The organism is Pseudomonas luteola NBRC 103146 (assembly GCF_002091675.1).
Taxonomy (GTDB): Bacteria; Pseudomonadota; Gammaproteobacteria; order Pseudomonadales; family Pseudomonadaceae; genus Chryseomonas; species Chryseomonas luteola.
The window spans coordinates 222,630-244,391 of record NZ_BDAE01000002.1 but is presented as its reverse complement, the minus strand read 5'-3'; the positions used below and the strand labels follow the sequence as shown (position 1 = coordinate 244,391).

The 21,762-nt window shown below is 57.6% G+C and carries 18 protein-coding genes and 2 pseudogenes; 12 read left to right on the top strand and 8 right to left on the bottom strand.

Annotated features, from left to right (window positions below; translation table 11 throughout):
* Nucleotides 1–41 precede the first annotated feature (41 nt).
* Nucleotides 42–857: a DUF1206 domain-containing protein gene (locus tag PLU01S_RS03475; protein ID WP_010795738.1), complete on the top strand. Its 816-nt coding sequence runs from the start codon at nt 42–44 to the stop codon at nt 855–857.
* Between the two features lie 39 nt (nt 858–896).
* Here PLU01S_RS03475 and PLU01S_RS03470 read toward each other — a convergent pair whose 3' ends face one another.
* The 3 genes from PLU01S_RS03470 to PLU01S_RS03460 all read right to left on the bottom strand — a co-directional run bounded on the left by PLU01S_RS03470 (nt 897) and on the right by PLU01S_RS03460 (nt 3,565).
* Nucleotides 897–1,430, bottom strand: a complete 534-nt coding sequence (locus PLU01S_RS03470) for a 2,4'-dihydroxyacetophenone dioxygenase family protein (protein WP_010795739.1) — start codon at nt 1,428–1,430, stop codon at nt 897–899.
* Between the two features lie 90 nt (nt 1,431–1,520).
* Nucleotides 1,521–2,546, bottom strand: coding sequence for a UV DNA damage repair endonuclease UvsE (gene uvsE / locus PLU01S_RS03465; RefSeq protein ID WP_074822127.1), 1,026 nt, complete (start codon nt 2,544–2,546; stop codon nt 1,521–1,523).
* A 125-nt stretch (nt 2,547–2,671) separates the two neighbouring features.
* A complete protein-coding gene (locus tag PLU01S_RS03460; RefSeq protein ID WP_074822125.1) occupies nt 2,672–3,565 on the bottom strand; it encodes a LysR substrate-binding domain-containing protein in 894 nt (297 codons plus the stop codon).
* Nucleotides 3,566–3,707: 142 nt separating this feature from the next.
* Here PLU01S_RS03460 and PLU01S_RS03455 point away from each other — a divergent pair, with 142 nt between their 5' ends.
* From PLU01S_RS03455 to PLU01S_RS03440, 5 genes and pseudogenes are all read left to right on the top strand, one after another.
* Entirely contained in the window at nt 3,708–4,292 is a 585-nt protein-coding gene (locus tag PLU01S_RS03455) for an NAD(P)H-dependent oxidoreductase (protein WP_010795742.1), read from the top strand.
* A gap of 183 nt (nt 4,293–4,475) precedes the next feature.
* Entirely contained in the window at nt 4,476–7,556 is a 3,081-nt protein-coding gene (locus tag PLU01S_RS03450; RefSeq protein WP_074822123.1) for an autotransporter domain-containing protein, read from the top strand.
* A gap of 320 nt (nt 7,557–7,876) precedes the next feature.
* Nucleotides 7,877–8,299, top strand: a pseudogene (locus tag PLU01S_RS26095) (GAF domain-containing protein); the annotation flags it as partial.
* Between the two features lie 35 nt (nt 8,300–8,334).
* Nucleotides 8,335–10,542, top strand: a complete 2,208-nt coding sequence (locus PLU01S_RS03445; RefSeq protein ID WP_216822597.1) for a response regulator — start codon at nt 8,335–8,337, stop codon at nt 10,540–10,542.
* A gap of 106 nt (nt 10,543–10,648) precedes the next feature.
* On the top strand, nt 10,649–11,410 hold the full coding sequence (locus PLU01S_RS03440; RefSeq protein WP_010795745.1) for a YkgJ family cysteine cluster protein: 762 nt from the start codon (nt 10,649–10,651) through the stop codon (nt 11,408–11,410).
* Between the two features lie 70 nt (nt 11,411–11,480).
* On the opposite strand, the gene gltP is transcribed toward PLU01S_RS03440, so the two are convergent.
* Both gltP and PLU01S_RS03430 read right to left on the bottom strand, forming a co-directional pair.
* Entirely contained in the window at nt 11,481–12,827 is a 1,347-nt protein-coding gene (gltP, locus tag PLU01S_RS03435) for a glutamate/aspartate:proton symporter GltP (RefSeq protein WP_074822120.1), read from the bottom strand.
* Between the two features lie 333 nt (nt 12,828–13,160).
* A complete protein-coding gene (locus tag PLU01S_RS03430) occupies nt 13,161–13,487 on the bottom strand; it encodes a DUF6970 domain-containing protein (protein WP_083397827.1) in 327 nt (108 codons plus the stop codon).
* Between the two features lie 174 nt (nt 13,488–13,661).
* Here PLU01S_RS03430 and PLU01S_RS03425 point away from each other — a divergent pair, with 174 nt between their 5' ends.
* The 3 genes from PLU01S_RS03425 to PLU01S_RS03415 all read left to right on the top strand — a co-directional run bounded on the left by PLU01S_RS03425 (nt 13,662) and on the right by PLU01S_RS03415 (nt 15,926).
* The gene (locus PLU01S_RS03425; RefSeq protein ID WP_074822115.1) at nt 13,662–13,865 is read left to right on the top strand and encodes a hypothetical protein; all 204 of its coding nucleotides are present in this window, start codon (nt 13,662–13,664) and stop codon (nt 13,863–13,865) included.
* Nucleotides 13,866–14,221: 356 nt separating this feature from the next.
* On the top strand, nt 14,222–15,169 hold the full coding sequence (locus tag PLU01S_RS03420; protein WP_233432111.1) for an extracellular solute-binding protein: 948 nt from the start codon (nt 14,222–14,224) through the stop codon (nt 15,167–15,169).
* Nucleotides 15,141–15,926: a molybdate ABC transporter permease subunit gene (locus tag PLU01S_RS03415; RefSeq protein ID WP_173869037.1), complete on the top strand. Its 786-nt coding sequence runs from the start codon at nt 15,141–15,143 to the stop codon at nt 15,924–15,926. The genes PLU01S_RS03420 and PLU01S_RS03415 overlap by 29 nt, the downstream gene beginning before the upstream one ends.
* Nucleotides 15,927–16,114: 188 nt before the next feature.
* Here the strand turns inward: PLU01S_RS03415 and PLU01S_RS03410 are convergent, their stop codons facing one another.
* On the bottom strand, nt 16,115–16,570 hold the full coding sequence (locus tag PLU01S_RS03410) for a DUF2267 domain-containing protein (RefSeq protein WP_010795753.1): 456 nt from the start codon (nt 16,568–16,570) through the stop codon (nt 16,115–16,117).
* Between the two features lies 1 nt (nt 16,571).
* Entirely contained in the window at nt 16,572–17,033 is a 462-nt protein-coding gene (locus PLU01S_RS03405; RefSeq protein ID WP_074822112.1) for a DUF2267 domain-containing protein, read from the bottom strand.
* 217 nt (nt 17,034–17,250) lie between these two features.
* Here PLU01S_RS03405 and PLU01S_RS03400 point away from each other — a divergent pair, with 217 nt between their 5' ends.
* Nucleotides 17,251–18,609 (top strand): erythromycin esterase family protein, encoded by a 1,359-nt coding sequence (locus tag PLU01S_RS03400; protein ID WP_074822109.1) that lies wholly within the window; start codon nt 17,251–17,253, stop codon nt 18,607–18,609.
* Between the two features lie 52 nt (nt 18,610–18,661).
* Here the strand turns inward: PLU01S_RS03400 and PLU01S_RS03395 are convergent, their stop codons facing one another.
* The gene (locus tag PLU01S_RS03395; RefSeq protein WP_074822106.1) at nt 18,662–19,732 is read right to left on the bottom strand and encodes an SMP-30/gluconolactonase/LRE family protein; all 1,071 of its coding nucleotides are present in this window, start codon (nt 19,730–19,732) and stop codon (nt 18,662–18,664) included.
* Between the two features lie 261 nt (nt 19,733–19,993).
* Between PLU01S_RS03395 and PLU01S_RS26535 the strand changes: the two are divergent.
* Together PLU01S_RS26535 and PLU01S_RS26530 are read left to right on the top strand one after the other, a co-directional pair.
* Nucleotides 19,994–20,818, top strand: a pseudogene (locus tag PLU01S_RS26535) (MCP four helix bundle domain-containing protein); the annotation flags it as partial.
* Nucleotides 20,813–21,676, top strand: coding sequence for a methyl-accepting chemotaxis protein (locus PLU01S_RS26530; protein ID WP_409438611.1), 864 nt, complete (start codon nt 20,813–20,815; stop codon nt 21,674–21,676). The pseudogene PLU01S_RS26535 and the gene PLU01S_RS26530, both read left to right, overlap by 6 nt.
* Nucleotides 21,677–21,762: the final 86 nt, after the last annotated feature.

Here is a 21,762-nt window from a genome sequence, read left to right as displayed (position 1 = left end):
CTTTTCCTGTATCCCTCATAACTACAGGAAACCTAATCAGCATGACTCCCAACCGAGGCCTTACCTGGCTGGCCCGTGGTGGCTACGCTGCCCGAGGCGTGGTGTACCTCATTATCGGTGGCTTCGCATTACTGGCAGCCATAGGCTCAGGACAACCCGTCGACAGTCATCAGAGCCTGCAAACCGTATTGGCGCAACCGTCCGGCAGTACCCTGCTCTGGATTGTGGTGATCGGGCTTGCAGCCTTTGCAGCCTGGCGTGCCGTACAGGCTCTACGAGATTCGGATCATCACGGCACGGATCTCAAAGGATTAACGATCCGTACAGGACTCCTCGCCAGTGGCGTGACATATGTCCTCCTGGCGCTCTTCGCCCTAGGCCTTCTGATCAGCGGTTTCAAAACTCCTGGTGAGGGCGGAGGCTCTGGAGGTGGTGGTCAGGCACAGGACTTTCTTTCACACCTGCTCAGCTGGGACCACTCCAATATAGTGATACGGCTGATAGCCCTGATTCCGCTGGGTGTAGGCATTGCCCATATCATCAAGGGGTGGAAGGCCTCCTTCGAACGGTATTTCGAGGCGGATGAAGGTGTCATGCGCATGGTACGCCCCGTCTCCCGATTCGGACTGATTGCACGGGGGGTGGCCTTTATCGAGATTGCCGTACTGCTGGCTGTCAGCGGCTCACGCTACGATGCAATGCACCCACCGGGAATCAAGGAGGCTCTCAACGGGCTTCAGAACTTGCCTTTCGGCCATATCATTCTGCTGGTGGTTGCGCTGGGTTTGATCGCCTTTGCGGTCTACAGCTTTGCCGAAGCGGTATGGCGTCGTATCAATATGAACGTCCCGGTATGACGTAGCGCCCTGCAAGGCAGGATCGCAGGGCGCTTTTACCTAGCGGAACAAGGTATCGACGTAATCTGCGCCGATACCGACGCGCTCGAAATGCTCCCGGCAGAGCTTGATATAGTCGTGTACATCGAAATAGCCCGCGGCGTTGCCGTCCTGATCCAGCCAGATCAGAGGGCCCTTGACGATAAAGAAGACCCGCATCGGCTCATCATAATCATAAGCCACCAGCGTATGCCCCTCGCCAGGCGTTTCGTAAACGAAGTCGCCGGCTCTGGCCGTCCAGCCATGCTCCAGGTAGCCCCACTTTCCAGAGATGGTATAGGCAAAAACCTCATGGGGATGGTAATGACGGTTCACCAGGCCCGCCTGTTTGGCCATGAGGACATCGCACCACTTGTTCTCGGAGGGCGAGATCCATAACGGGCGACTCGAGACGGTATCGGTAAACGGCACGTAATAGCGCTCGTCTTCTGTCGGCGCGTCCTCGATGTAGACCTCAGGCCTGGCATCAGGCTTCAAGCTGTTCGGAATCGGCTGGAGTTCTTTCCAGAATTCACGACGGGCGAGTTCAGGCATGGCAGTGCTCCTCTTATTATTGTTCTAGTGACTATAGCCAGCTTACGGGGCTTTGCAGGCCAGAAACCAGAGAGTGCCCAGGTTTGAGACCTAGGCAGCTTTTTGAACCATGTATTGTTCGTAGAAATCGATCACGGCGAGGTTTTTGTGCTTGGCTTCGAACATGATGTCGAACTTGTCCAGAAATGACTTGGCGTATTCGTTACACCAGCGGTTCCACATCCGGTCACTGTGACCATACAGGTCACGCTTGTTGACCTTGGTCAGCAGTTGTTCCATTTCAATCTTCTCGTCAGCCGAGATACCCAGCTCCATCAACATCTCCTGGGACTGTGAGTAGTGCATGGCCGGACGTACGCCCCGCCAGCTTTCAACGATGCGCTGTACCCGTGGGTCATGACGGTCGATGTAGCGACCTTCGTGAATCCAGCAGTGGTGGATATCCAGAACGACCGGAGCGTGGTCGGCTAGCTCAAGGCAGGCGTCGACACCGTATTTCTTTTCCTCGTTCTCAAAGGTAATGCAGTTGCGGGCCACGTCTGACAGGCGCGGCCAGATATGCAGGATGCCTTCGACGCCCAGCTTGCCCGCAATGTGGATATTGCATTTGAAATCCTGAAACTGCCGTCCATAGCCCATCATGCGAATCATATCGGCGTGGTACTCAAATTCGCGGATGCTGTTTTCCACCGTATCCGGGTTATCCGAGGCCAGCACACAATACTGCCCCGGGTGCATGGAGAGGCGAATGTCATGGGTACGCGCATAGTCACCGATACCTTGGAACTGTTCGGAGATGAAATCCCGGATAGCCGTGGAGTCGTAGAAATAGGCATAACTGGGATGGCTGTAGAACGGCAGGATATCGCTGCTCATGCGCATCATGTGCAGGTGAGCTGGCAAGGAATTGACATACTGCAACAGACGCATCTGGGCCTGAAGATTGTGCTCGATCACATAGAGCAGCTTCTCTTCGGCCGCCTCGGTTGTCTGGCTGGACAGCCAACGTAGCGTGGTGGTCTTGCCATTGTAGAGCCGCTCGATGGCTTCGATCTCTTTTGCAGGCAGGCTTCTGTCGGGATGGCGGTAATTGCAGGCAAAGCCGATCCGGTACATGGCAAACTCCTTCGAGGCACGGACAGGCGTTGCTCATAGGCATCACCTGTTCTGGATAACATTTTATTAGGAGGCTGTATTCGGGCCGAAGTGCCTGAACAGCAATCGCTACCGGTCGACAGACGCTACAAGCGCTCGCGCAAATGCTCTGCAATAAAGTCCAGAAACAGCGTGATCCGCAGTGAGAGTTGGGTATTGCGGTAGTAAACCGCATTGATGATCTGAAAGGAGTCCTGCACCTGATCCCTCATGATCGGAACAAGCAGACCCTGCTCGCGAGCCGACCGTGTCATGTAGTCTGCCAGGCACACAATTCCTTGTCCGGCCAGTGCCAATGCCTGAATCGTCATCCCGCTTGAGGCGGATATATCGGGCGAAACCGCCAGCGTAGCACCTCGCTCGTTTGGTAGCGGCCACTGATTGAGGTGATCAAGCTGGCTGAAACCGATCAAGGTATGTTTATGCAGGTCAGCGACAGCAAGCGGTGTCCCATGCCTATTCAGGTAGCCCGGGCTGGCCAGCAGGCCGAGCCTGCTCTGCCCCAACGGTCGCGCGTGCAGAGTAGAGTCACGCAATTCGCCGATCCGGATGGCAACATCCGTGCGCTGTTCCAGCAGGTCGATGAAGCGGTCATTCGTGTCCAGCTCCAGCGTAATGCCGGGATACTGTTCACGGAACAGACCCACCAACGGGACGACAACGTGATACATGAAGGACGGTGCCGCATTTACCCGCAAACGGCCTGCCGGCCGTTGCCGCCGGATCGCCAGTTGCTCCTCGGCCTCATCGACCGAGGCCAGTATGGCACGGACCTGGGTCAGGAAATGCCGTCCCTCATCGGTAAGCTCCAGACGCCGGGTCGTGCGACGTAACAGTGTGGTGTCAAGCTTTTGCTCGAGGCGGCTAAGAGCGCGACTCACGCCCGAAACGGTTTGTCCCAACTGGTCGGCCGCTGCGGTTATGGAACCCGTTTCGACAACGGTCTTGAATACCAGATGTTCTTCCAGCGTGGTTTTCATGCCTGCCTTCGCCCGTCATTCTTGATTTCAAATCAATTATCTTTTCCAGTTTATCTACTTTAACGACAAGCATGTGCGGAGGACACTGTACCGCTTTCTGGCGCACCCCTTTTGCGCCCTACCCGTTTAAGTGGGAGCTTTCATGAATATCTTGTTGATCAATGGCGGCAAATCGTTCGCCCATTCCGCAGGGCGTTATAACGAAACCCTGCACACTCTGGCTGTGGGCCATCTGAGCGAGCTGGGCCATACCGTCAAGGAAACCGTGATCGAGTCGGGTTACGATGTTGAGGCTGAAGTCCAGAAGTACCTGTGGGCTGATGCCATCATTTATCAGATGCCGGGGTGGTGGATGGGCGCCCCCTGGACCGTCAAGAAGTATCTGGACGAGGTCCTGACCGCCGGCCACGGCTCTCTATATGCCAACGACGGTCGTACCCGTAGCGATCCCACCAAGCAGTACGGCACTGGTGGCCTGCTGCAGGGCCGTCGCTACATGCTGTCCCTGACCTGGAACGCACCGCGTGAAGCGTTCGACGAGCCGGGCAACTTCTTCGAGGGCAAAGGTGTGGACGGTGTGTACTTCCCCTTCCACAAGTCGCAGCAGTTTGTAGGCCTTGAGGCCCTGCCGACCTATCTGGCGAATGATGTCATCAAGGCGCCGGATATCGAGCGTCATCAGGCCGAATACAAAGCGCACCTGACGCGCGTATTCGGTCAGCAGTAATCAGTCTGCGTCAGCATGAAGCCCGGTCTAGACCGGGCTTTTTCATGGCCGCCTAAACGTCATCGCACAACCCAATTGTCATGTTCCCGCCACAGAACTGAAAAGCTGGCTACGTACGCTCCTCGACCTTTGTACCGCTTTGTACCTTTTCGTAAAGCTTCGGATACATGAAAGGAGTCATTAGTGAGACCGTCAAACGTCAGTTCGTGTGTGGTCGCTTCATCGTTCGTTCTGTCCCTGTTGGCTGCATCAGTACAAGCGGCCGGTCGTGCCGATAACAACGCCATTAACGGTGTAGACCTGCTGTCTGGCTTCAACACGCTCTGGACACCCGGCGCCACGTGGAATACCGGTACGCCGACCGCGCTGGGGGCACCGATTCTTCAGCGTAACGTTCAGTATGTTGTGGACCTTTCCCATACTCGGACACGTGAGCAGGAAATCGCAGCCTATTACGATGACCGTCGCAACCAGAGCTATAGCGCCATCGATGGGCTGGGCTCACTGGCGGACGGATACCGCGCAGGTTCCGGTGCCTTTACCACCATCACCACGTTCGACGACTCCAACCAGACCGTCAAATACGACGACAAGGGCAACGGTGCAGGCGAGACCTCATCCGCCCTGGGCAAGGTTGTCCAGCTGGTCGGTGCGGTGCGCAACGATGCATCCACTACACCCGCCAAGAATGCCTATCAGTACCCTCGCCCCTGGCGCCAGACCCAGGAAGAGATTATTCAGCCCTCCCTGCGGCCGGCTCGCAGCAGCACTCCAGAAACGGACGGCGGCTTTCCCAGTGGACATACCAACGCGGCTTATCTTTCCTCGATTGCCCTGAGCTATGCCATCCCGCAGCGCTTCGAAGAACTGATGCTGCGCGCCTCGGAGGTAGGTAACAACCGGATCGTCGCAGGTATGCATTCGCCGTTCGATGTAATAGGCGGCCGTATCACCGCGACCTACTTTGCTATCGACAACCTCACCAATAACGCCCAACTTCGCAATGAGGCTTTTCAGCAGGCGCAGGCATACTTCACCGAGCAGTGCGGTGGCGATATCAACAACTGCATGGATCCAATCGACCCGGCAACGGACCGCTTCTCGCAACATGCGCAGGACAAGGCGCTGTATACCTCACGCATGACCTATGGCTTTGCGCCGGTAGGCCCGACAGACCTTGCGCCCGTGGTGCCGGTCAATGCCGAAGTGCTGCTGGAAACCCGCTTCCCCTATCTGGACGCCAGCCAGCGTCGTGATGTGCTAGCTAGTACCGAAATCTCGTCCGGCTATGTGGTCATCGATGAGTCCAACGGCTATGGCCGTCTGAACCTGTTGGCGGCTGGTGATGGCTACGGGGCCTTCACCTCCGACGTAACGGTCAACATGGATGCCAGCCTCGGCGGCTTCAACGCCAAGGATGCCTGGCGAAATAACATCAGCGGTAGCGGTGGGCTGATCAAGAATGGCACCGGCGAGCTGACGCTAAGTGGCGAAAATACCTATACCGGCGGCACGACGATCAACGGCGGTACGCTCAGGGGCTATGCCCGCGCGTTTGGCAGCGGTGCCATCACCAACAACGCCACCCTTGTGCTGGACCAGTCCGTCGACGATACGATGGGCAACACCCTTGCCGGTAACGGCTCGCTGATCAAGTCCGGAGCCGGCTCGCTGGACCTGACCGGCAATAGCAGCTTTTCGGGTACCACAGCAGTCAACGAAGGCCGCCTGGCCGTGAACGGGAGCCTCGCCAACTCTGCCGTTACCGTCAACCAGGGCGCGACCCTGGGTGGCAACGGTACGGTCGGCACCCTCGTCGTGGCCCAGGGCGGCATCGTCGCGCCCGGAAATTCTGTCGGACAGTTGAGCGTGAACGGTAATGTCACGCTCGCCAATGGAGCGGTCTATCAGGTTGAAACCAACGAGGCCGGCCAGACGGATCGCATCGTTGCGACCGGTAGCGCCACGATCGAGAACAGCACGCTGTCGCTGGTCCAGAGCGGCAACTGGCAACCCTTGAAGCGTTATTCCATCCTGACAGCCAATGGCGGGGTTACCGGCACCTTTGCCAACGTCACCTCAAACTATGCCTTTCTGACGCCCACGCTCAGCTACTCTGCCAATGGTGTTGAGTTGGCGCTGGAGCGCAACAGCACTACCTTTGCCTCCCTGGGCACGACCCGTAGCGAGCGTGCCGTTGCGGCTGGGCTGGATAGCGTCGTAGCTGGCAGTGCGTTGTGGGATCAGGTGGCACAGTTGGACACGGCGACGGCGCAGCAGACCTTCCGTGCGCTGTCGAATGAACTGCACGCCTCTACCCAGACAGCATTGGTCGAGGACAGCCGTCTGGTCCGTAACGCCATGACGGATCGCCTGCATAATGCCCAGGTCTCGAGAGCCGATACCGCGCCGGGCATGCAGAACCTGATGGGCGATAACGCCCGGGGTGTGGTCTGGACGCAAGCCCTTGGCGCCTGGGGCAAGACCGATAGCACACATAACGTCTCAGGTCTGGATACGCACACCACCGGCATCCTGTTCGGCGCTGATGCACCGCTTAACGATACCTGGCGCCTGGGCGCGCTGGCAGGTTATAGCCACAGTGACTTCGACCTGCGCCACACCTCGGGCTCGTCCAAGAGCGACAACTATCATCTGGGTCTGTACGCCGGCGCCCAATGGGATGCCCTGAGCCTGAAGCTGGGCGCGGCGCACACCTGGCATGACATTGATGCCAAGCGCACCCTGTCCGTTCTGGGCAGTGCCGATCGGCTGTCGCCTAATTATGATGCAGGCACCACGCAGGTGTTTGGCGAACTGGGTTATCTGATCAGGCAGGATCAGGTGACGCTGGAGCCCTTCGTGGGCCTTGCCCATGTCCGTGTGCATACCGACAGCTTCCATGAGCGCAGCGGTGCCCTGGCGCTGGATAACAAATCCCAGGATACAGACGTGACCTTCAGCACTCTGGGCTTGCGTGCGTCGACTACGGCCTCGGTTGGCAGCGTACAACTCAAGCCCAGCGCAACTCTCGGGTGGCGGCATGCCTTTGGCGACGTAACGCCTGAGCACAAGGCAGCGTTCGAGGGTGGCAATACATTCACCCTGGAAGGCGCACCGATTGCTCGCAACGCAGCCGTTATCGAAGGCGCAGTGGATATGGCCCTGAACGAAACGGTCAGCGTAGGGATCAGCTACGGCGGCCAACTCAGCAGCGATACCACTGATCAGAATGTCAAAGCCAACCTGAGCTTGCGCTTCTAAGCATCTGGATGGCCTCTTTGGAGGCCATCCCCCCACCTGACAACGAAATGGTTTGAGACCATAAAACTGTGACGATCGTCAGATCTGTATTGCCAGCCTCCCCTCCTGCCAGTAGATTCCGCGCCCAATGCCCATCGGCTGTAGATGAAGTTGTTGGTAAGCCTGATGAGTAGCTGCGCGCCTTGATCGCCTACGCGCGCCCTGCGACCTGTTTTTAACAGAGCGAAGCCACGTCAAGCAGCCTAACATCCTCCTCATATACCCAAGGTCCCGCTAGCCGGCGGCTTTGTTTCTGCCTGCCCCGTTGTAGAGCCGTTTACATGTTGGATGTCAAACTCAATTCAATCATGCCGCAAGATGCGCTCACTCCTCCAGACGTGGATCGCTTTGAGATTCTCAACCGGATTGGCGCTCGCCTGGCTGCCGAACTGGACCTGGACAAGCTGGTGCAGGAAGCGACCGATGCAGCCGTTGCGTTGATTCATGCGCAGTTCGGCGCGTTCTTCTACAACGTGCTGAACGAGCAGGGTGAAAGTTACATGCTGTATGCGCTGTCGGGTGTACCGCGCGAAGCGTTTGCTGATTTTCCCATGCCGCGTAACACCGCCGTCTTTGCGCCAACCTTCAAGGGCGAGGGCATCGTACGCTCTGATGACATCACCCAAGACCCCCGTTACGGAAAAAGCGCCCCCCATGCTGGAATGCCTGAAGGGCATTTGCCAGTGCGCAGCTATCTGGCCGTCCCGGTGGTTTCACGCTCCGGCGAGGTACTGGCGGTATGCTGTTTGGCCACGCCGAGCCCGGCATGTTTACCGAAGAGCACGAATACCTGCTGGATGGCATTGCCGGTCAGGCGGCCATTGCCATCGACAATGCCCGTCTCTTCCGCAAGGCCCAGAACGAGTTGGCCGAACGCAAGCGGGCCGAGCAATTGGCACATGAGCGCAGCAACCGCCTAGAGCTGCTGTCCGAGGCCATCGAGAAAGCACCTTCCGCCCACACGCTGGAGGAGCTGATCGAGATCGTGAGCCATGCAGCACGTCGGCTTTCCAATGCCGATGGGGTCGCGATCGTGCTGCGCGAAGGCGATCAGTGTTTCTACGCTGCCGAGATCACGCCTGAACCGCTGTGGAAGGGTCAACGGTTCGCCATCACCGACTGCATCTCCGGCTGGGCCATGACTCACCTGGAAACAGCAGTGATTCCCGATGTGCAGGATGATCCGAGGCTGATCAAACGCTTTTACACGCCTACCTTCATCAAGAGTCTTGTGATGGTACCCCTGGTCAGCGATGGACGCGCTACCGCTGCCATCGGCGCGTACTGGGCCAGACTCCATACGCCTGAACCGGCCGAGATTGCTACGCTTGAAGCGCTGGCGCGCGCGGCCGGGGCCGTACTCAAGCGCCTAGAGGCGGAGCAGGCACTGCGCAAGCTGAACGAGACGCTGGAAGCGCAGGTAGCCGAACGCACCGCCGACCGGGACCGGATGTGGCGACTGTCAACAGACGTCATGCTGGTGGCCCGCTTCGATGGCACCATTACGGCGGCCAACCCGGCCTGGAAAACACTGTTTGGCTGGAACGAAAAGGAGTTGATTGGCCGCTCCTACTTCGACTTTACCCATCCTGATGACAGGCAGCGCACCCTGGCCGAGACAGAAAGTCTCGCCAAGGGAATCACTACCATGCGCTTCGAAAACCGATACCTGCGCAAGGATGGCAGCTACGGCTGGCTGTCCTGGATTGCCGTTCCGGATGGCACGCTCATCCATGCCGTAGGTCGAGAAATCACCGCGGAAAAGGAGCAGGCCGAAGCGCTGCGAATGGCTGAAGAAGCCTTGCGTCAGTCGCAGAAAATGGAAGCGTTGGGACAGCTAACGGGTGGCATCGCCCATGATTTCAACAACCTGCTGACCGGCATCATCGGTTCGCTCGATATCATGCAGACCCGCCTGGCCCAGGGCCGTGTCGAGGCTATCGAGCGTTACGCCAAGGCCGCGATGACCTCCGCCAACCGAGCTGCCGCGCTGACTCATCGCCTGCTGGCCTTTGCCCGCCGACAGCCGCTGGACCCCAAGCCCGTCAATGTGAACAAGCTGGTCGTCTCGATGGAAGACCTTCTACATCGCACCCTGGGCGAGAGCATTCAGATGGAGATGGTCACTGCGGGCGGGTTATGGATCACTCTATGCGATGCCAACCAGCTGGAAAGCGCCATCCTCAATCTGGCGATCAATGCGCGCGATGCCATGCCCAACGGCGGCCGTCTCGTGATCGAAACCTGCAATGCCCATCTGGATCAGGCCTATACGTCACGCCAGCGCAACATAAAGCCTGGACAGTATGTGTGCATCTCCGTAACCGATACCGGCGTCGGCATGCCCAGGGAAGTCATTGAGCGAGCATTTGATCCCTTCTTCACGACCAAGCCCATCGGACAAGGTACGGGGCTTGGCCTGTCGATGATCTATGGCTTTATTCGCCAGTCCGAGGGCCATGCCACTATCTATTCTGAAGTAGGCATCGGTACGACGGTAAAACTGTATCTACCGCGCTTTCAGGGCTCGCACGAAGAGGATCGCGAAGAAACAGGCCTGACCGACGCCTACCGCACCGAGCACGGTGAGACGGTGCTGATTGTCGAGGACGAGCCCATTGTTCGCGAGCTGATCGTCGAGGTCCTCAAGGACTTGGGTTATAAGGCCTTGCAAGCCCATGACGGACCGTCCGGGCTCAAGATCATTCAGTCATCCCAGCCTATCGATCTGCTTATCACCGACATTGGTTTACCCGGACTCAACGGTCGCCAGCTGGCTGATGCCGCCCGCGAGCTACGCAGCGACCTAAAGGTTCTGTTCATCACCGGCTATGCTGAAAACGCGACGCTGGCGAGCGGCTTTCTGGAGCCCGGTATGGAAATGGTCACCAAACCCTTTGCCGTGGAAAAGCTGGCCATTCGTATCCGCGAGATGATCGAGCACTAACAGGTTCGCCAGCCCTTGCAAGGCTGGCGCGCTAATTGCTCGGAAGAGGTTTTCCTGGCGGCGGTGCCTGTTTTCCGCCGCTCGTTCAACCAGTTCTGGGTCCGACATGAACACTCGATTCGCCTGTAACGGCTGCGGCAAGTGCTGCAACGATCATCACGTCCCTTTGACGCTTCAGGAAGCCAAGGCCTGGGCAACCGATGGCGGCCAATTGATCATTCTGGTCGAAGGCTTTCTGGACAATGGCTACGGAGTGCCTGTCAACCAGCGTGAGCATGTACAGCGCCGTTCGCTACCGGTTCGTTGCGGCAATACACAGGCCTACGTCTCTATCACCTTCGCCGCGTATAACGTTGGCCCGTGCCGCAACCTGGACGACAGTAATCGCTGTTCGATCTATGAGCGTCGCCCCCTGGTCTGCCGGATCTACCCAATGGAAATCAATCCGCATATTCCGCTGCGCCCGGATTTGAAGGACTGCGCGCCTGAAACCTGGCAGTCCGGTCCTGAGCTGATTCATGGGGGGCGCCTCATGGATACAGAGCTGGCAGCTCTGATCGAGCGCTCCCGGCAGGCGGACCGCGAAGAAGTAGGCGCAAAGGCGGAAATCTGCCGTTTGCTGGGCATTCGTACCATGGCGCTCAAGGGGGATGGCTATACCGTTTTCCTGCCAGACCTGGGTGCCTTCCTGAATGCAGTGGATCAGGTAGAGGCCAGCCCTGAACAACCCTGGCCGCCGCTTGAAGAGGAAGAGTGGTCAATGCGGGTTTCGAGCGATGACCTTGCCAGCCAACTCGAAGAAACCGGTGCCATGATCGCTTCGGCCCTGGAAAACATCGGGTTCATCTCGCTCAGCAAGGTATCCTGACAGACGAAAAACGGGCCGGTCACCAATCTGCACCCAAAAAAGAAGCCGCTTTTCAGCGGCTTCTTTTCGATCAGGATTGTGCAATATCCGACTTGGTCATGTTGCCGTATGCCTGCGTCTTATCATGACGCCAATGCGGCAGGGAGTTCCAGTAACGCTCGCCTTTTTCAGCGTCGTACAAACCTTCCCAACGGGCAATGACCAGAACCGCCAAGGCATTACCGATCACGTTCAGGGCCGTACGCGCCATGTCCATGATGCGGTCCACGCCGGCAATGAATGCCAGACCTTCCAATGGAATACCCACGCTGCCCAGGGTAGCCAGCAGCACCACGAAGGACACACCCGGTACACCGGCGATGCCCTTGGAGGTCACCATCAGGGTCAGGACCAGCAGAAGCTGCTGACCAAGGCTCAGATCGATGCCATAGAGCTGGGCGATGAAAATGGCGGCAATGCTCTGATACAGCGTCGAGCCGTCCAGATTGAAGGAATACCCTGTTGGAACCACAAAGCTGCTGATCGACTTGGGCGCACCGTAGGCTTCCATTTTTTCGATGATACGCGGCAGTACGGTTTCGGAACTGGCCGTGGAATACGCCAGAATCAGCTCGTCCTTGAAGATGCGGATCAGCTTCATCACCGAGAAGCCGAACAGCCTGGCCACCAGTCCTAGCACCACCAGAGCAAAGAACAGGATGGCGACATAAACCAGGATCACCAGCTTGGCCAGCGGCAGCAGCGAGGAGAAACCAAAGTTGGCCACGGTTACCGAAATCAGCGCGAACACACCGATGGGCGCGTAGCGCATGATCATGTGGGTAACCTTGAACATGGCTTCGGAAATGCCCTGAAACACACGAACCACGGGCTCACGCGTACTGTCAGGCAGCGCGCCTAGGCCCAGTCCGAACATCACCGAGAAAAAGATGATGGGCAGCATCTCGCCACGGGCCACCGCAGCAAAGATATTGGAAGGGATCAGGTTGAGGATGGTCGCCACGAGCGCATGGTCGTGCTGAACCTCCTGCGTGGTCTTCTGATACTGGGAGATATCCACCGTACCCAGGGTAGACATGTCGATCCCCGAGCCAGGCTGGAAGAAGTTGGCCAGCATCAGTCCCACCACAATGGCAATCGTGGTGACAATCTCAAAATACACGATGGTCTTGAGGCCGATGCGCCCCAGCTTTTTCGAGTCCCCTACCCCGGCGATGCCTACGATGAGGGTGGAGATCACGATGGGTATGACAATCATCTTGATCAGGCGAATGAAGATATCGCCGCCTGGCTTGAGAACATTGTCGATCCACCAGGCTTTTTCGCCGCTGAAGTGGTTGAGAAGCGCTCCGACTGCAATTCCCAGGGCAAGACCGATGAGAATCTGCCAGGCAAGACTAAGCTTGGGCTTGGACATGAATGTATATCCCCGTTGTTCTAGTTTTGGCGTTGTAATGGAAGGCGCCAGAAAAAGAGAATTGGCGCAAAAAGGCGGCCATCATTGGCTGACGAGACACTACCGTCTAATGCCGCTCCTATCTGCCCTATACCGATTCGGCATGGGCATGCCTCTTGATTTCCTTTAAAAACAAAGAGTTGGCTAGTCTACCACAGGCCAAAACAAACACAGCCGTCTAGAATATTTCTGAGGAATAGATCAGCTAAACGGTATTTCAAGGCCGTAGCCGCCAGGATCCGTACGCGGGCAATCACTTTTGCCGATGTTCAGGCTCAAGAGTACAACGGCACCCTAGTTCCTGGCAGGCGTGCGGCTGGCCTTGGAGGAACGTTCGTCCTGCCAGATAGGCTCCATGCGCTGGCGATCCAGACTGAACGCAGGGCAGCGCCTATCACCACCGGCGATGCCACCGCTGGGATAACACCATAACGTACCGTCAACCCGGTAGAGTTCACTGGGTATGTCACAGCAGGCCGGAGAAACGTAATAAGCGGTCTCTCCCTCAAACGTCGTCCTGAAAATACGTCTGGGCGGATTGGCCTCAGGCAGCGCCTGTAACGACTTGATCCTGGCCTTTAACCAGTCCGGGGTATCTGCGGACTCCGTTGGGGTAGACACTTTCGAGCATCCTGCCACTGTCACCAACAGTAGTATCCATGCGATTCTCATGCAGCATTCCCTCTATTTCGTCGTTACGTCATTAAAGCAGATGGACGAAAGTGCCGGAGGATCGCTCAGGAACTCGCCTCCGGGTGCAGGCTCGAAATAACGCACCCATCCGAGGACAACATCATGCACAAGACTTTTGCCTCTGCCGTCTTGCTGGCCAGTGCGCTTGGCTTGGCCGCCTGTGAAAAGACTTCCGAAGACAACAAGACTGGCAGTCAGCCTACCAACGAGCAGGCGCAAGGCGCCGTGTCCAGCCCTGCCAGCGAGCAGGGCGTCAAGCAGGAGCTGGCACCCGCTGCCAGAGCCTCTGACGAGAAGAAGCCCTAACGGTCGACTTACAGGCGTCTTACTCACGCAATAGCAAAAGGCTTACATCGCATGCCTGTATTCAGCGCTATTGCCCGCGTCTTCTCCTGCGTAATCTACACACATCGGACTGCAGCGCAGGAAGCGCTCAGGGAGATCAAGGACGAATGACCACGCCAGGATGGCAGCTTGCCAGGGATGTCGAGTATGGTTAGCAAAACCCGCTTCGGCGGGTTTTTTATTGCCTGCAAAAAGGTGCTCTTCCAACCGCTTTCGAACAGGTGGCCTCAAGCACGTTCAGCGCTAGCGCCGTCACGTTCATTGACAGCGCATTGAAAATCCTTATCGTTATATAGCTAACTATATAGCGATTATGCATGATGAACCTCACTCTGAAAGCTTTTATTCCTTCACGCCTGCTGGGCGTTACACTTGTGTCGCTCCTCTTCTCGACCTCCCCCGCCCATGCGGCTGATGATTTTCGTGTGACCTATGCAGGGTCGATGGGCGTGGTGATGGACAAGTCGCTTGGCCCGGCTTTCGCGCAACGTGAACAGGTCAATTACCAGGGACAAGGCCAGGGCGCCTATGGCATGGCCAACTTGTTGGCGTCCAGGAAAGTGGTAGCGGACGTTTTTGTATCCATCACGCCTGGGCCGATTGCCGTTCTGCAAAAGGCCGGGCTGGTCGATACCGCCGAACCGGTCGCCAGTACCAGCATGGTGATCGCCTACAACCCGAAGGGAAAATATGCCGAGGCATTTCGCGCCGCCAGTGAAAATCCGACGCAGGCGACTCCTTGGTGGAAAGTCCTGCAGACACCATCACTGCGCTTTGGCCGCACCGATCCGGTAACCGACCCCCAGGGACAAAACATTATCTTCACGCTGATGCTGGCCAGCCGGTATTACCATCAGCCTGATCTGGCTGAAAAGGTACTGGGCGACACGCGAAATCCGCAGCAGGTATTTGCCGAAGGTGGGCTGCTGACGCGGCTGGAAGCCGGTCAGGTCGACGCAGCCTCCGGCTATGAAAGTGCTACGCGCTCAGCCGGTTTGCCCTATGTCAAGTTGCCGGACGAGATCAATCTGAGCAATCCGGCCATGGAGGCAGACTGGTACAACCAAGCCAGCTTCGAGATTACCGACCCGCAAGGCAAGCGCAAGACGCTCCATACCCAGCCGCTGGTGTTCTATGCCGCCGTGTTAAAAAACGCACCTCATCCTGAACAGGCTCAACAATTCATTGCGTTCATGAAGAGTCCGGAAGGCCAGGCGCTGTTCGAGAAAAACGGTTATGACCGCCCGAAAGGTGGGTCGATCTGAGTTGAACGCGCTCTGGTTGGGGATACCGGCGGTCCTTCTGTTGATCATCCCTTTCATGACATTGGTACTGGTCACGCCCTGGTCAGGCTTTCACCTTGCCTATGGCGATGGCCAGGCAGTGGCCGTATCACTGGGCATGAGCGCTATCTCATTGCCGATAATCATTCTGCTTGGCCTGCCCCTGGCCGTATGGCTGGCCAGGACTCGATCCGTGTGGCGAGGCGCAGTGGAAGTGGCTGTTCTCGTACCCCTGCTGGCGCCGCCCCTGGCGCTGGGTATCCTGTTGGTATCTGCCTACGGAGCCTATGGTTCGCTGGGGGAAGTGCTTTCTGCCATTGGCCTTGAACTCAATAACAACGCAGCCGCCTTTGTCCTGGCACAAATTTACGGCGGACTCCCCTACTTTGTATTGTCGGCTCGCTCGGCATTTGAGCAGGTGCCGGTAGAGACCGAAGAAGCCGGTAGAACGCTGGGGGCCTGTGCCTGGCAGATCTTTCTGCGGCTCACCCTACCCCAGGCAGCCCGCGGGCTGGCCGCTGCACTGGCCATTACTTGGGTAAGGGTGATAGGCGAGTTTGGCATCGTGCTGGTATTTAGCTATTTCCCGCAGGGGATTCCAGTCAAGCTGTTCATCAACCTGCAAAACGAAGGCGTCGACTCGGTATACACCCTGCTGTGGGTTCTGCTGATCACTACCCTTCCCCTCCCACTGTGGTGCGTGATGTGGGCGGGCCGCAGAGGAGCCGCGAGCCACTAGCACAGCGTTCTGCCTGCTGTCCTGAGCGCAATGGTCCGTGCCTTTTAACGGGCAAAAAGAAGCCCCAACAGGTGGGGCAGAAAAAGAAGTCAGGCAGCGAAGGAGGGTGGAAAGCTGCCTGCCTGATCACTGTATCGACACGGTTTGCCAGAGCTTGAGCCGCATTGAGTCAATTACCTGGAAAAAACTCAAACTGCTCCGTGTCCTGGATAGGGCAAGGGCTCATTGCTCCATAAACTGCGCAGGTCGAATGGCAGGCGTCCGGCAAACTCGGCCACGACTTCAGCCGGTATCCTCTTGCACATCACTTCAAGGGACGCCTTGACGCCGCGCTCGACCGAAATGTCGAGGTTGCGAAAAACGGTTTCCTCAATGCGGCCCAAAAACTCGCTACGGCTTGTAGCCGGACTAGGTGCTGCCGGGCGCCAGTTCTCGAACATGGCCCCCTTCAATGGAATGGGTAGACACTTGGCCAGACGCGCGACCTGATCAGGATCAAGCTGCCGACGGACCGCTTGCAGCGTGCATTGCAAAGAGGTCATGGCAAGACGCCGGTTTCGAGTTCCCATGCGCTCATCGACGTCCGCGATCCACTGCAAGGCCTGCTTTACGGACTGGTCCAGCTCTTCAACGTTGATGTGCATCTTACGCTTCCCCTTCCCGAGTGCCGGGCACACCGGTGTCTTCCGGCCAAAGGCTACGCAGCGGCATGGGGAACAGGCTGGCGACCTTGGCGACTTCGTTGGGGTCTATACGCTCATACAGGACACGTAGCACCGACTTGGCCGCTCTGTGCGGATCCAGATCAATTGAGGGCGATACAAGGCTGCTGATCTTTTTCAGGAAGGCGTCCTGGGTTTCTTCCTGAGTGGGTGTGCCCGCCGGATGGAAGTTCTCATAAAAAATGCCGCGAATCATGAGGGGCAACTGGGCAGCCAGGTGAGCCGCGTTATCGATTCCGATACGGTCTCGTACCGAAAGCAGTACGGCGCGCAAGGCATGATAAGCCGTCTGTCGATCAGGAGCTCCCAGGTGCGTGGCGATATCGTCAAGCCACAGGTTCGTTTGCTGAATGGTTCGGTCCAACACCTCGACATTGGATGACATAGAGGTCCTCCTCGTGATTGCAGGATGAATTCGGTTGACCGTGCGTCTGTAACAATGTCGCAACGAAGCGGAGCCCCTGCCGATGACTGGTTTGGACGCCAGTGCGTTGGTCGCATGGCTGGAACATCCCCCTGCCGAGCCCTGTCTCTGATATAGGCATGACCGCACCCTACCGCCCATGGATAAAGGGCCTCACTGCATTCGCGAGGTAACAACCATGAGCGCACCGGCCAGAGAACGACTGCAACGCTTCCTGCGTCGATCATCCACCTCGGATCAATACACGATCGACATGCTCAGGCGCTATGCAGAACCGCTTCCGGACCTGGAAAGCCCTGATTTTGGCCCTCTCTTCGATCGCTACGCCGATGCACGGGTGGTGTTGATCGGCGAAGCCAGTCACGGCACATCCGATTTTTATCAGACCCGCGCCGCCATCACCCGCCACCTGATCGAGCACCATGGGTTTTCGATCGTGGCCGTCGAGGCGGACTGGCCGGACGCCGGCTACATAGATCGCTACGTGCGCGGGCGAACAGACGATGACTGGAAGGCAACGGGCTTCAAGCGCTTCCCCACCTGGATGTGGCGTAATACGGACGTAGAAGCCTTTACACAATGGCTACGCGGCTATAACGAGCAACGAGCCCCTGAGGACCGGGTAGAGTTTCGGGGTCTGGATGTCTACAGCCTGCGCAACTCCATCGCCGAGGTGCTGGATTACCTGGGCAAAACCGACCCGGAACTAGCGAAGCAGGCCCGGGAGCGCTATAGCTGTCTTTCCCGTTGGCAGGACGAGCCGGCTATCTATGGTCATCTGGTAGAGCGCGCCGGAAAGGACTCCTGCGAAGACGCAGTCGTCAACCAGCTGCACAACCTGCTCTCCACCCGGCTTGAAGAGCTTGCGCAGGATGAAGAAGACTTGTTCAACGCCAAGCAGAACGCTCGAGTGGTCCGGGCGGCAGAGCAATACTACCGGGCGATGTACCGCGGTTCGGTCGCCTCCTGGAACCTACGTGATCGACATATGTTCGATACCCTGCAAACCCTTCTGGAGCACCGTGGCCCGGAGGCAAAAGCCATTGTCTGGGCACACAACTCCCATGTGGGCAATGCCGATGCGACTGCCATGGGCTGGCGCGGTGAATTCAATATTGGTCAGCTGTGCCGCAGCGCCTACGAGCGGGAGGCCGTCCTGATTGGTATGGGCACTGACCGGGGAACCGTCGCGGCAGCAGACGACTGGGATGGCGAGATGTATATCAAGCAGGTTCGTCCTTCCCGTCACGACAGCTGGGAACATCGCTTCCTGAAGGCGGGTGTACCGGTGTCTCTTACTGATTGGCGGGACTTCCGGCGAGAGGATCTGCGTGAGGCCTTGGGTGAGCTAAATCTCAACCGCGCCATCGGCGTCATCTACCGACCTGAAACCGAGCGCATGAGCCACTACTTCGAAACGGTACTGGCCGATCAGTTCGATGCCTTCGTCTGGATTGAGGAAACCCAGGCCGTTACGCCGTTGGGCGATTCGGAAGCGGCAGGTTCGGCAGACGAGACCTACCCGTTCGGCCTGTAACATTCTTTGGCCAGGCGCGACGGCATTCTGCGCTTGGCCAACCTCATGCCGCTCAGCTGCGACGGGCAGCTGTTGCATTCACATAGGTGGCATAGAGTGACTGCCCACCAGTAATGAACAGGCGGTTGCCCTTAGGCCCACCAAATTCCACATTGGACACTGTTTCTGGCAGATGCAGGGTAGCCAGTGGCTGACCTTCAGGCGAAAAGACGCGAACACTGTTGTTAGCCGTATCTCCAGCCCAGCTGCACCAGAGATTGCCATCACTATCGCAGCGGAATCCATCGATTACACCGTTCTTTGCATCGATCAGGACACGCCCCCCATCGAGCTTGCCGCCCTCGCCCACGTTAAACGCCCGCAGATGGCAGGGCTTGCCCGGATCACCGCCGCCGGCCGTATCACTGACATACAGGCGCTTGCCATCGGGTGAGAACGCGATACCGTTCGGACGCTGGAAATCTCCTACGGCCACCTGGGCCTCGCCACTTTGTGGATCGATGCGATAGACATTGGTCGGCAGCTCAAAGTCTGCCTTATGGCCTTCGTATGCCCCCAGGATTCCATAGCCCGGATCGGTAAACCAGACGGCGCCATCAGCCGCAACGACCACATCATTCGGCGCGTTGAGCTTTTTGCCCTGGAACGCGTCCAGCAGTACCGTGATTGTGCCGTCATGCTCCAGGCGAGTTACCCGACGACTGTCGTGCTCACAGCTGATCAGCCGCCCTTCTCGGTCACGCGTATGGCCATTGGCATTATTGGACTGGGCGCTATACACCGTGACGCGACCGTCATCCTCATTCCAGCGCAGGATTCGCCCGGTAGGAATGTCACTGAAGAGAAGACAGTGCCAATCCGCCATCCATACGGGGCCTTCCGTCCAGCGACCGCCGCTCCAGAGGCGCTCTACCATCGCATTGCCCAGCCGCCCGGTAAATGCCTTGTCATGAATCTCCCAGGCAGGATCAGGCATGACGGTAGCCGGTGTCCCGTTCCAGTCACGGGTGAGGCCAAACGGATCGCCGGAGGGGGTATTGGTAGCTGCCAGCGCACTGCCAGCCGCCAGCGCTGCGGCCGAGGTGAGTGAAACAGTAAGAAATTCGCGACGCGCGAAAGCCATTCTGCATTCCTTATTGTGATTGTTAGAGGAAGTCGTCAAACGCCCACCCTAGAGAGGACGAAGCAAATAGTCTGACTAAAGAACTGTAGAACAGCGCGATATAAATGCCATCCTTTCAACAGCATTTCGCCAACCATCCCTCATTACAACTCAAGTTTCCCGCCTTCCAGTCGATGTATGACGAAGGGTGAGTAATGGGCGTAACTCAGCTAAACGATGCCCTACGCCCACTAAATACGTTTGATTACTCATGCTAGAGCGATGGTGTTCAGACCTCGCTCACCTTTATTTCAGGGACACACCATGGCCTGGTTTGCCAATGCAAGACTTGCAACAAAGTTGCTAATTGCCTTTCTTTTATGCGCACTGATCACCTTGGCGGTCGGCCTGTTGGGCAAACAGAGCATCGACTCGCTCTCCGATGATCTGGACAACGCGATCCACAACGATCTGGCCTCGGTACTGGCGGTCAATACGCTCTTCCGAAACGTCATTGCCCATAACCGCGATCTCTACAAAGTGCTGGCACTCAAGGCCACGAATGCGGAGCCCGCCGAAGTTCAAATAGCCCTGGACTCGCTGAAAGAAAACGGCGGGACGGTTGATAAAGCATTCGTGGATTATCGAGCGACCCCTCTGGATGGCGAGGAAAAGGCCGAAGGCGACAAATTTGCCGACGATTGGCCCGCCTATACTGCCAGCGTGGACAAAGTCATCTCGGCACTGAGTCGGGGGGAGCTTGAGACCGCTGTGAAGATAACCAACAGCGAGACCTATCCGGCTTATCGCAAGGCTGTTGGCGAGCTGAAGAACATTCTGGCCATCAACATCAAGCAGAGCGAAGAAAGTGCCGCCGATGCTATGCATACGCAGAAAAGCGCCAACCTGACGCTGCTCACGGGCATTATCATCGCCTTCTTCCTGGCCATTGGTCTGGGTCTTCTGATCACTCGCATGATTACTCGCCCGCTGCACTCGGCGGTGGATAGCGCCAAGCGCATTGCCCAAGGAGATCTGACCCAGCATATTCAGGCTCATACCCAGGATGAGACCGGTCAGCTACTGGTGGCACTGTCCAACATGCAGGGCAGCCTCAAGGACACCCTGCAGGAAATTGCCCATGCCTCCCATCAGCTGGCATCGGCAGCCGAAGAGCTCAGTGCAGTAACCGAGGAAAGTACCCAGGGACTGACTCGCCAGAATGACGAAATCCAGCAGGCCGCCACGGCAGTCAACGAGATGACCGCCGCGGTGGAAGAAGTGGCACGTAACGCCGTTTCGACGTCCGAAGTTTCCCAGGCCACCAGCCAGGACGCCATGACCGGCCGCAATCAGGTACAGGAAGCCGTAACGGCCATCAATGTCATGACATCGGAAATCACCGCCTCCACTGACAAGGTTGGCACATTGGCTGGTCAGGTGCGCGATATCGCTAAGGTGCTGGACGTGATCCGTGCCATCGCCGAGCAGACCAACCTATTGGCACTGAACGCCGCGATCGAGGCGGCCCGTGCCGGTGAGCAGGGTCGTGGTTTCGCCGTGGTAGCCGATGAAGTGCGTGCGCTGGCCCATCGCACACAGGCCTCCACCGGAGAGATTGAAAGCATGATCAGTACGGTACGCGCCGGGGCGGATCAGGCAGTAGAAGCCATGGTGAAGAGCCAGTCGCTGGCCACTAACACCCAAAGCCTGGCGATTGCTGCTGGCGATGCGCTGACCCGGATCACCGAAGGTGTATCGCAGATCAACGAGCGCAACCTGGTAATTGCCAGTGCGTCCGAAGAGCAGGCCCAGGTCGCCCGGGAGGTCGACCGTAATCTGGTCAACATCCAGGACCTGTCGGCCCAGACTGCCGCAGGGGCTAACCAGACCAGTGCCTCAAGCCAGGAACTGTCCCGCTTGGCGACCTCATTCAACACCATGGTGGCACGCTTCAAGCTGTAACGCGGTAATACTGGAAAGCCCGCTTCGGCGGGCTTTTTCATGCGCGGTACTTTTTAGCAGGCAAACAAAAACCCCGCCTAAGCGGG

Excerpts from the sequence above, each read along its gene's own strand:
- PLU01S_RS03475 (WP_010795738.1), top strand. The coding sequence starts at position 42 with ATGACTCCCAACCGAGGCCTTACCTGGCTGGCCCGTGGTGGCTACGCT.
- PLU01S_RS03470 (WP_010795739.1), bottom strand. The coding sequence starts at position 1,430 with ATGCCTGAACTCGCCCGTCGTGAATTCTGGAAAGAACTCCAGCCGATT.
- uvsE (WP_074822127.1), bottom strand. The coding sequence starts at position 2,546 with ATGTACCGGATCGGCTTTGCCTGCAATTACCGCCATCCCGACAGAAGC.
- PLU01S_RS03460 (WP_074822125.1), bottom strand. The coding sequence starts at position 3,565 with ATGAAAACCACGCTGGAAGAACATCTGGTATTCAAGACCGTTGTCGAA.
- PLU01S_RS03455 (WP_010795742.1), top strand. The coding sequence starts at position 3,708 with ATGAATATCTTGTTGATCAATGGCGGCAAATCGTTCGCCCATTCCGCA.
- PLU01S_RS03445 (WP_216822597.1), top strand. The coding sequence starts at position 8,335 with ATGCTGTTTGGCCACGCCGAGCCCGGCATGTTTACCGAAGAGCACGAA.
- PLU01S_RS03440 (WP_010795745.1), top strand. The coding sequence starts at position 10,649 with ATGAACACTCGATTCGCCTGTAACGGCTGCGGCAAGTGCTGCAACGAT.
- gltP (WP_074822120.1), bottom strand. The coding sequence starts at position 12,827 with ATGTCCAAGCCCAAGCTTAGTCTTGCCTGGCAGATTCTCATCGGTCTT.
- PLU01S_RS03425 (WP_074822115.1), top strand. The coding sequence starts at position 13,662 with ATGCACAAGACTTTTGCCTCTGCCGTCTTGCTGGCCAGTGCGCTTGGC.
- PLU01S_RS03420 (WP_233432111.1), top strand. The coding sequence starts at position 14,222 with ATGATGAACCTCACTCTGAAAGCTTTTATTCCTTCACGCCTGCTGGGC.
- PLU01S_RS03415 (WP_173869037.1), top strand. The coding sequence starts at position 15,141 with ATGACCGCCCGAAAGGTGGGTCGATCTGAGTTGAACGCGCTCTGGTTG.
- PLU01S_RS03410 (WP_010795753.1), bottom strand. The coding sequence starts at position 16,570 with ATGCACATCAACGTTGAAGAGCTGGACCAGTCCGTAAAGCAGGCCTTG.
- PLU01S_RS03405 (WP_074822112.1), bottom strand. The coding sequence starts at position 17,033 with ATGTCATCCAATGTCGAGGTGTTGGACCGAACCATTCAGCAAACGAAC.
- PLU01S_RS03400 (WP_074822109.1), top strand. The coding sequence starts at position 17,251 with ATGAGCGCACCGGCCAGAGAACGACTGCAACGCTTCCTGCGTCGATCA.
- PLU01S_RS03395 (WP_074822106.1), bottom strand. The coding sequence starts at position 19,732 with ATGGCTTTCGCGCGTCGCGAATTTCTTACTGTTTCACTCACCTCGGCC.
- PLU01S_RS26530 (WP_409438611.1), top strand. The coding sequence starts at position 20,813 with ATGCAGGGCAGCCTCAAGGACACCCTGCAGGAAATTGCCCATGCCTCC.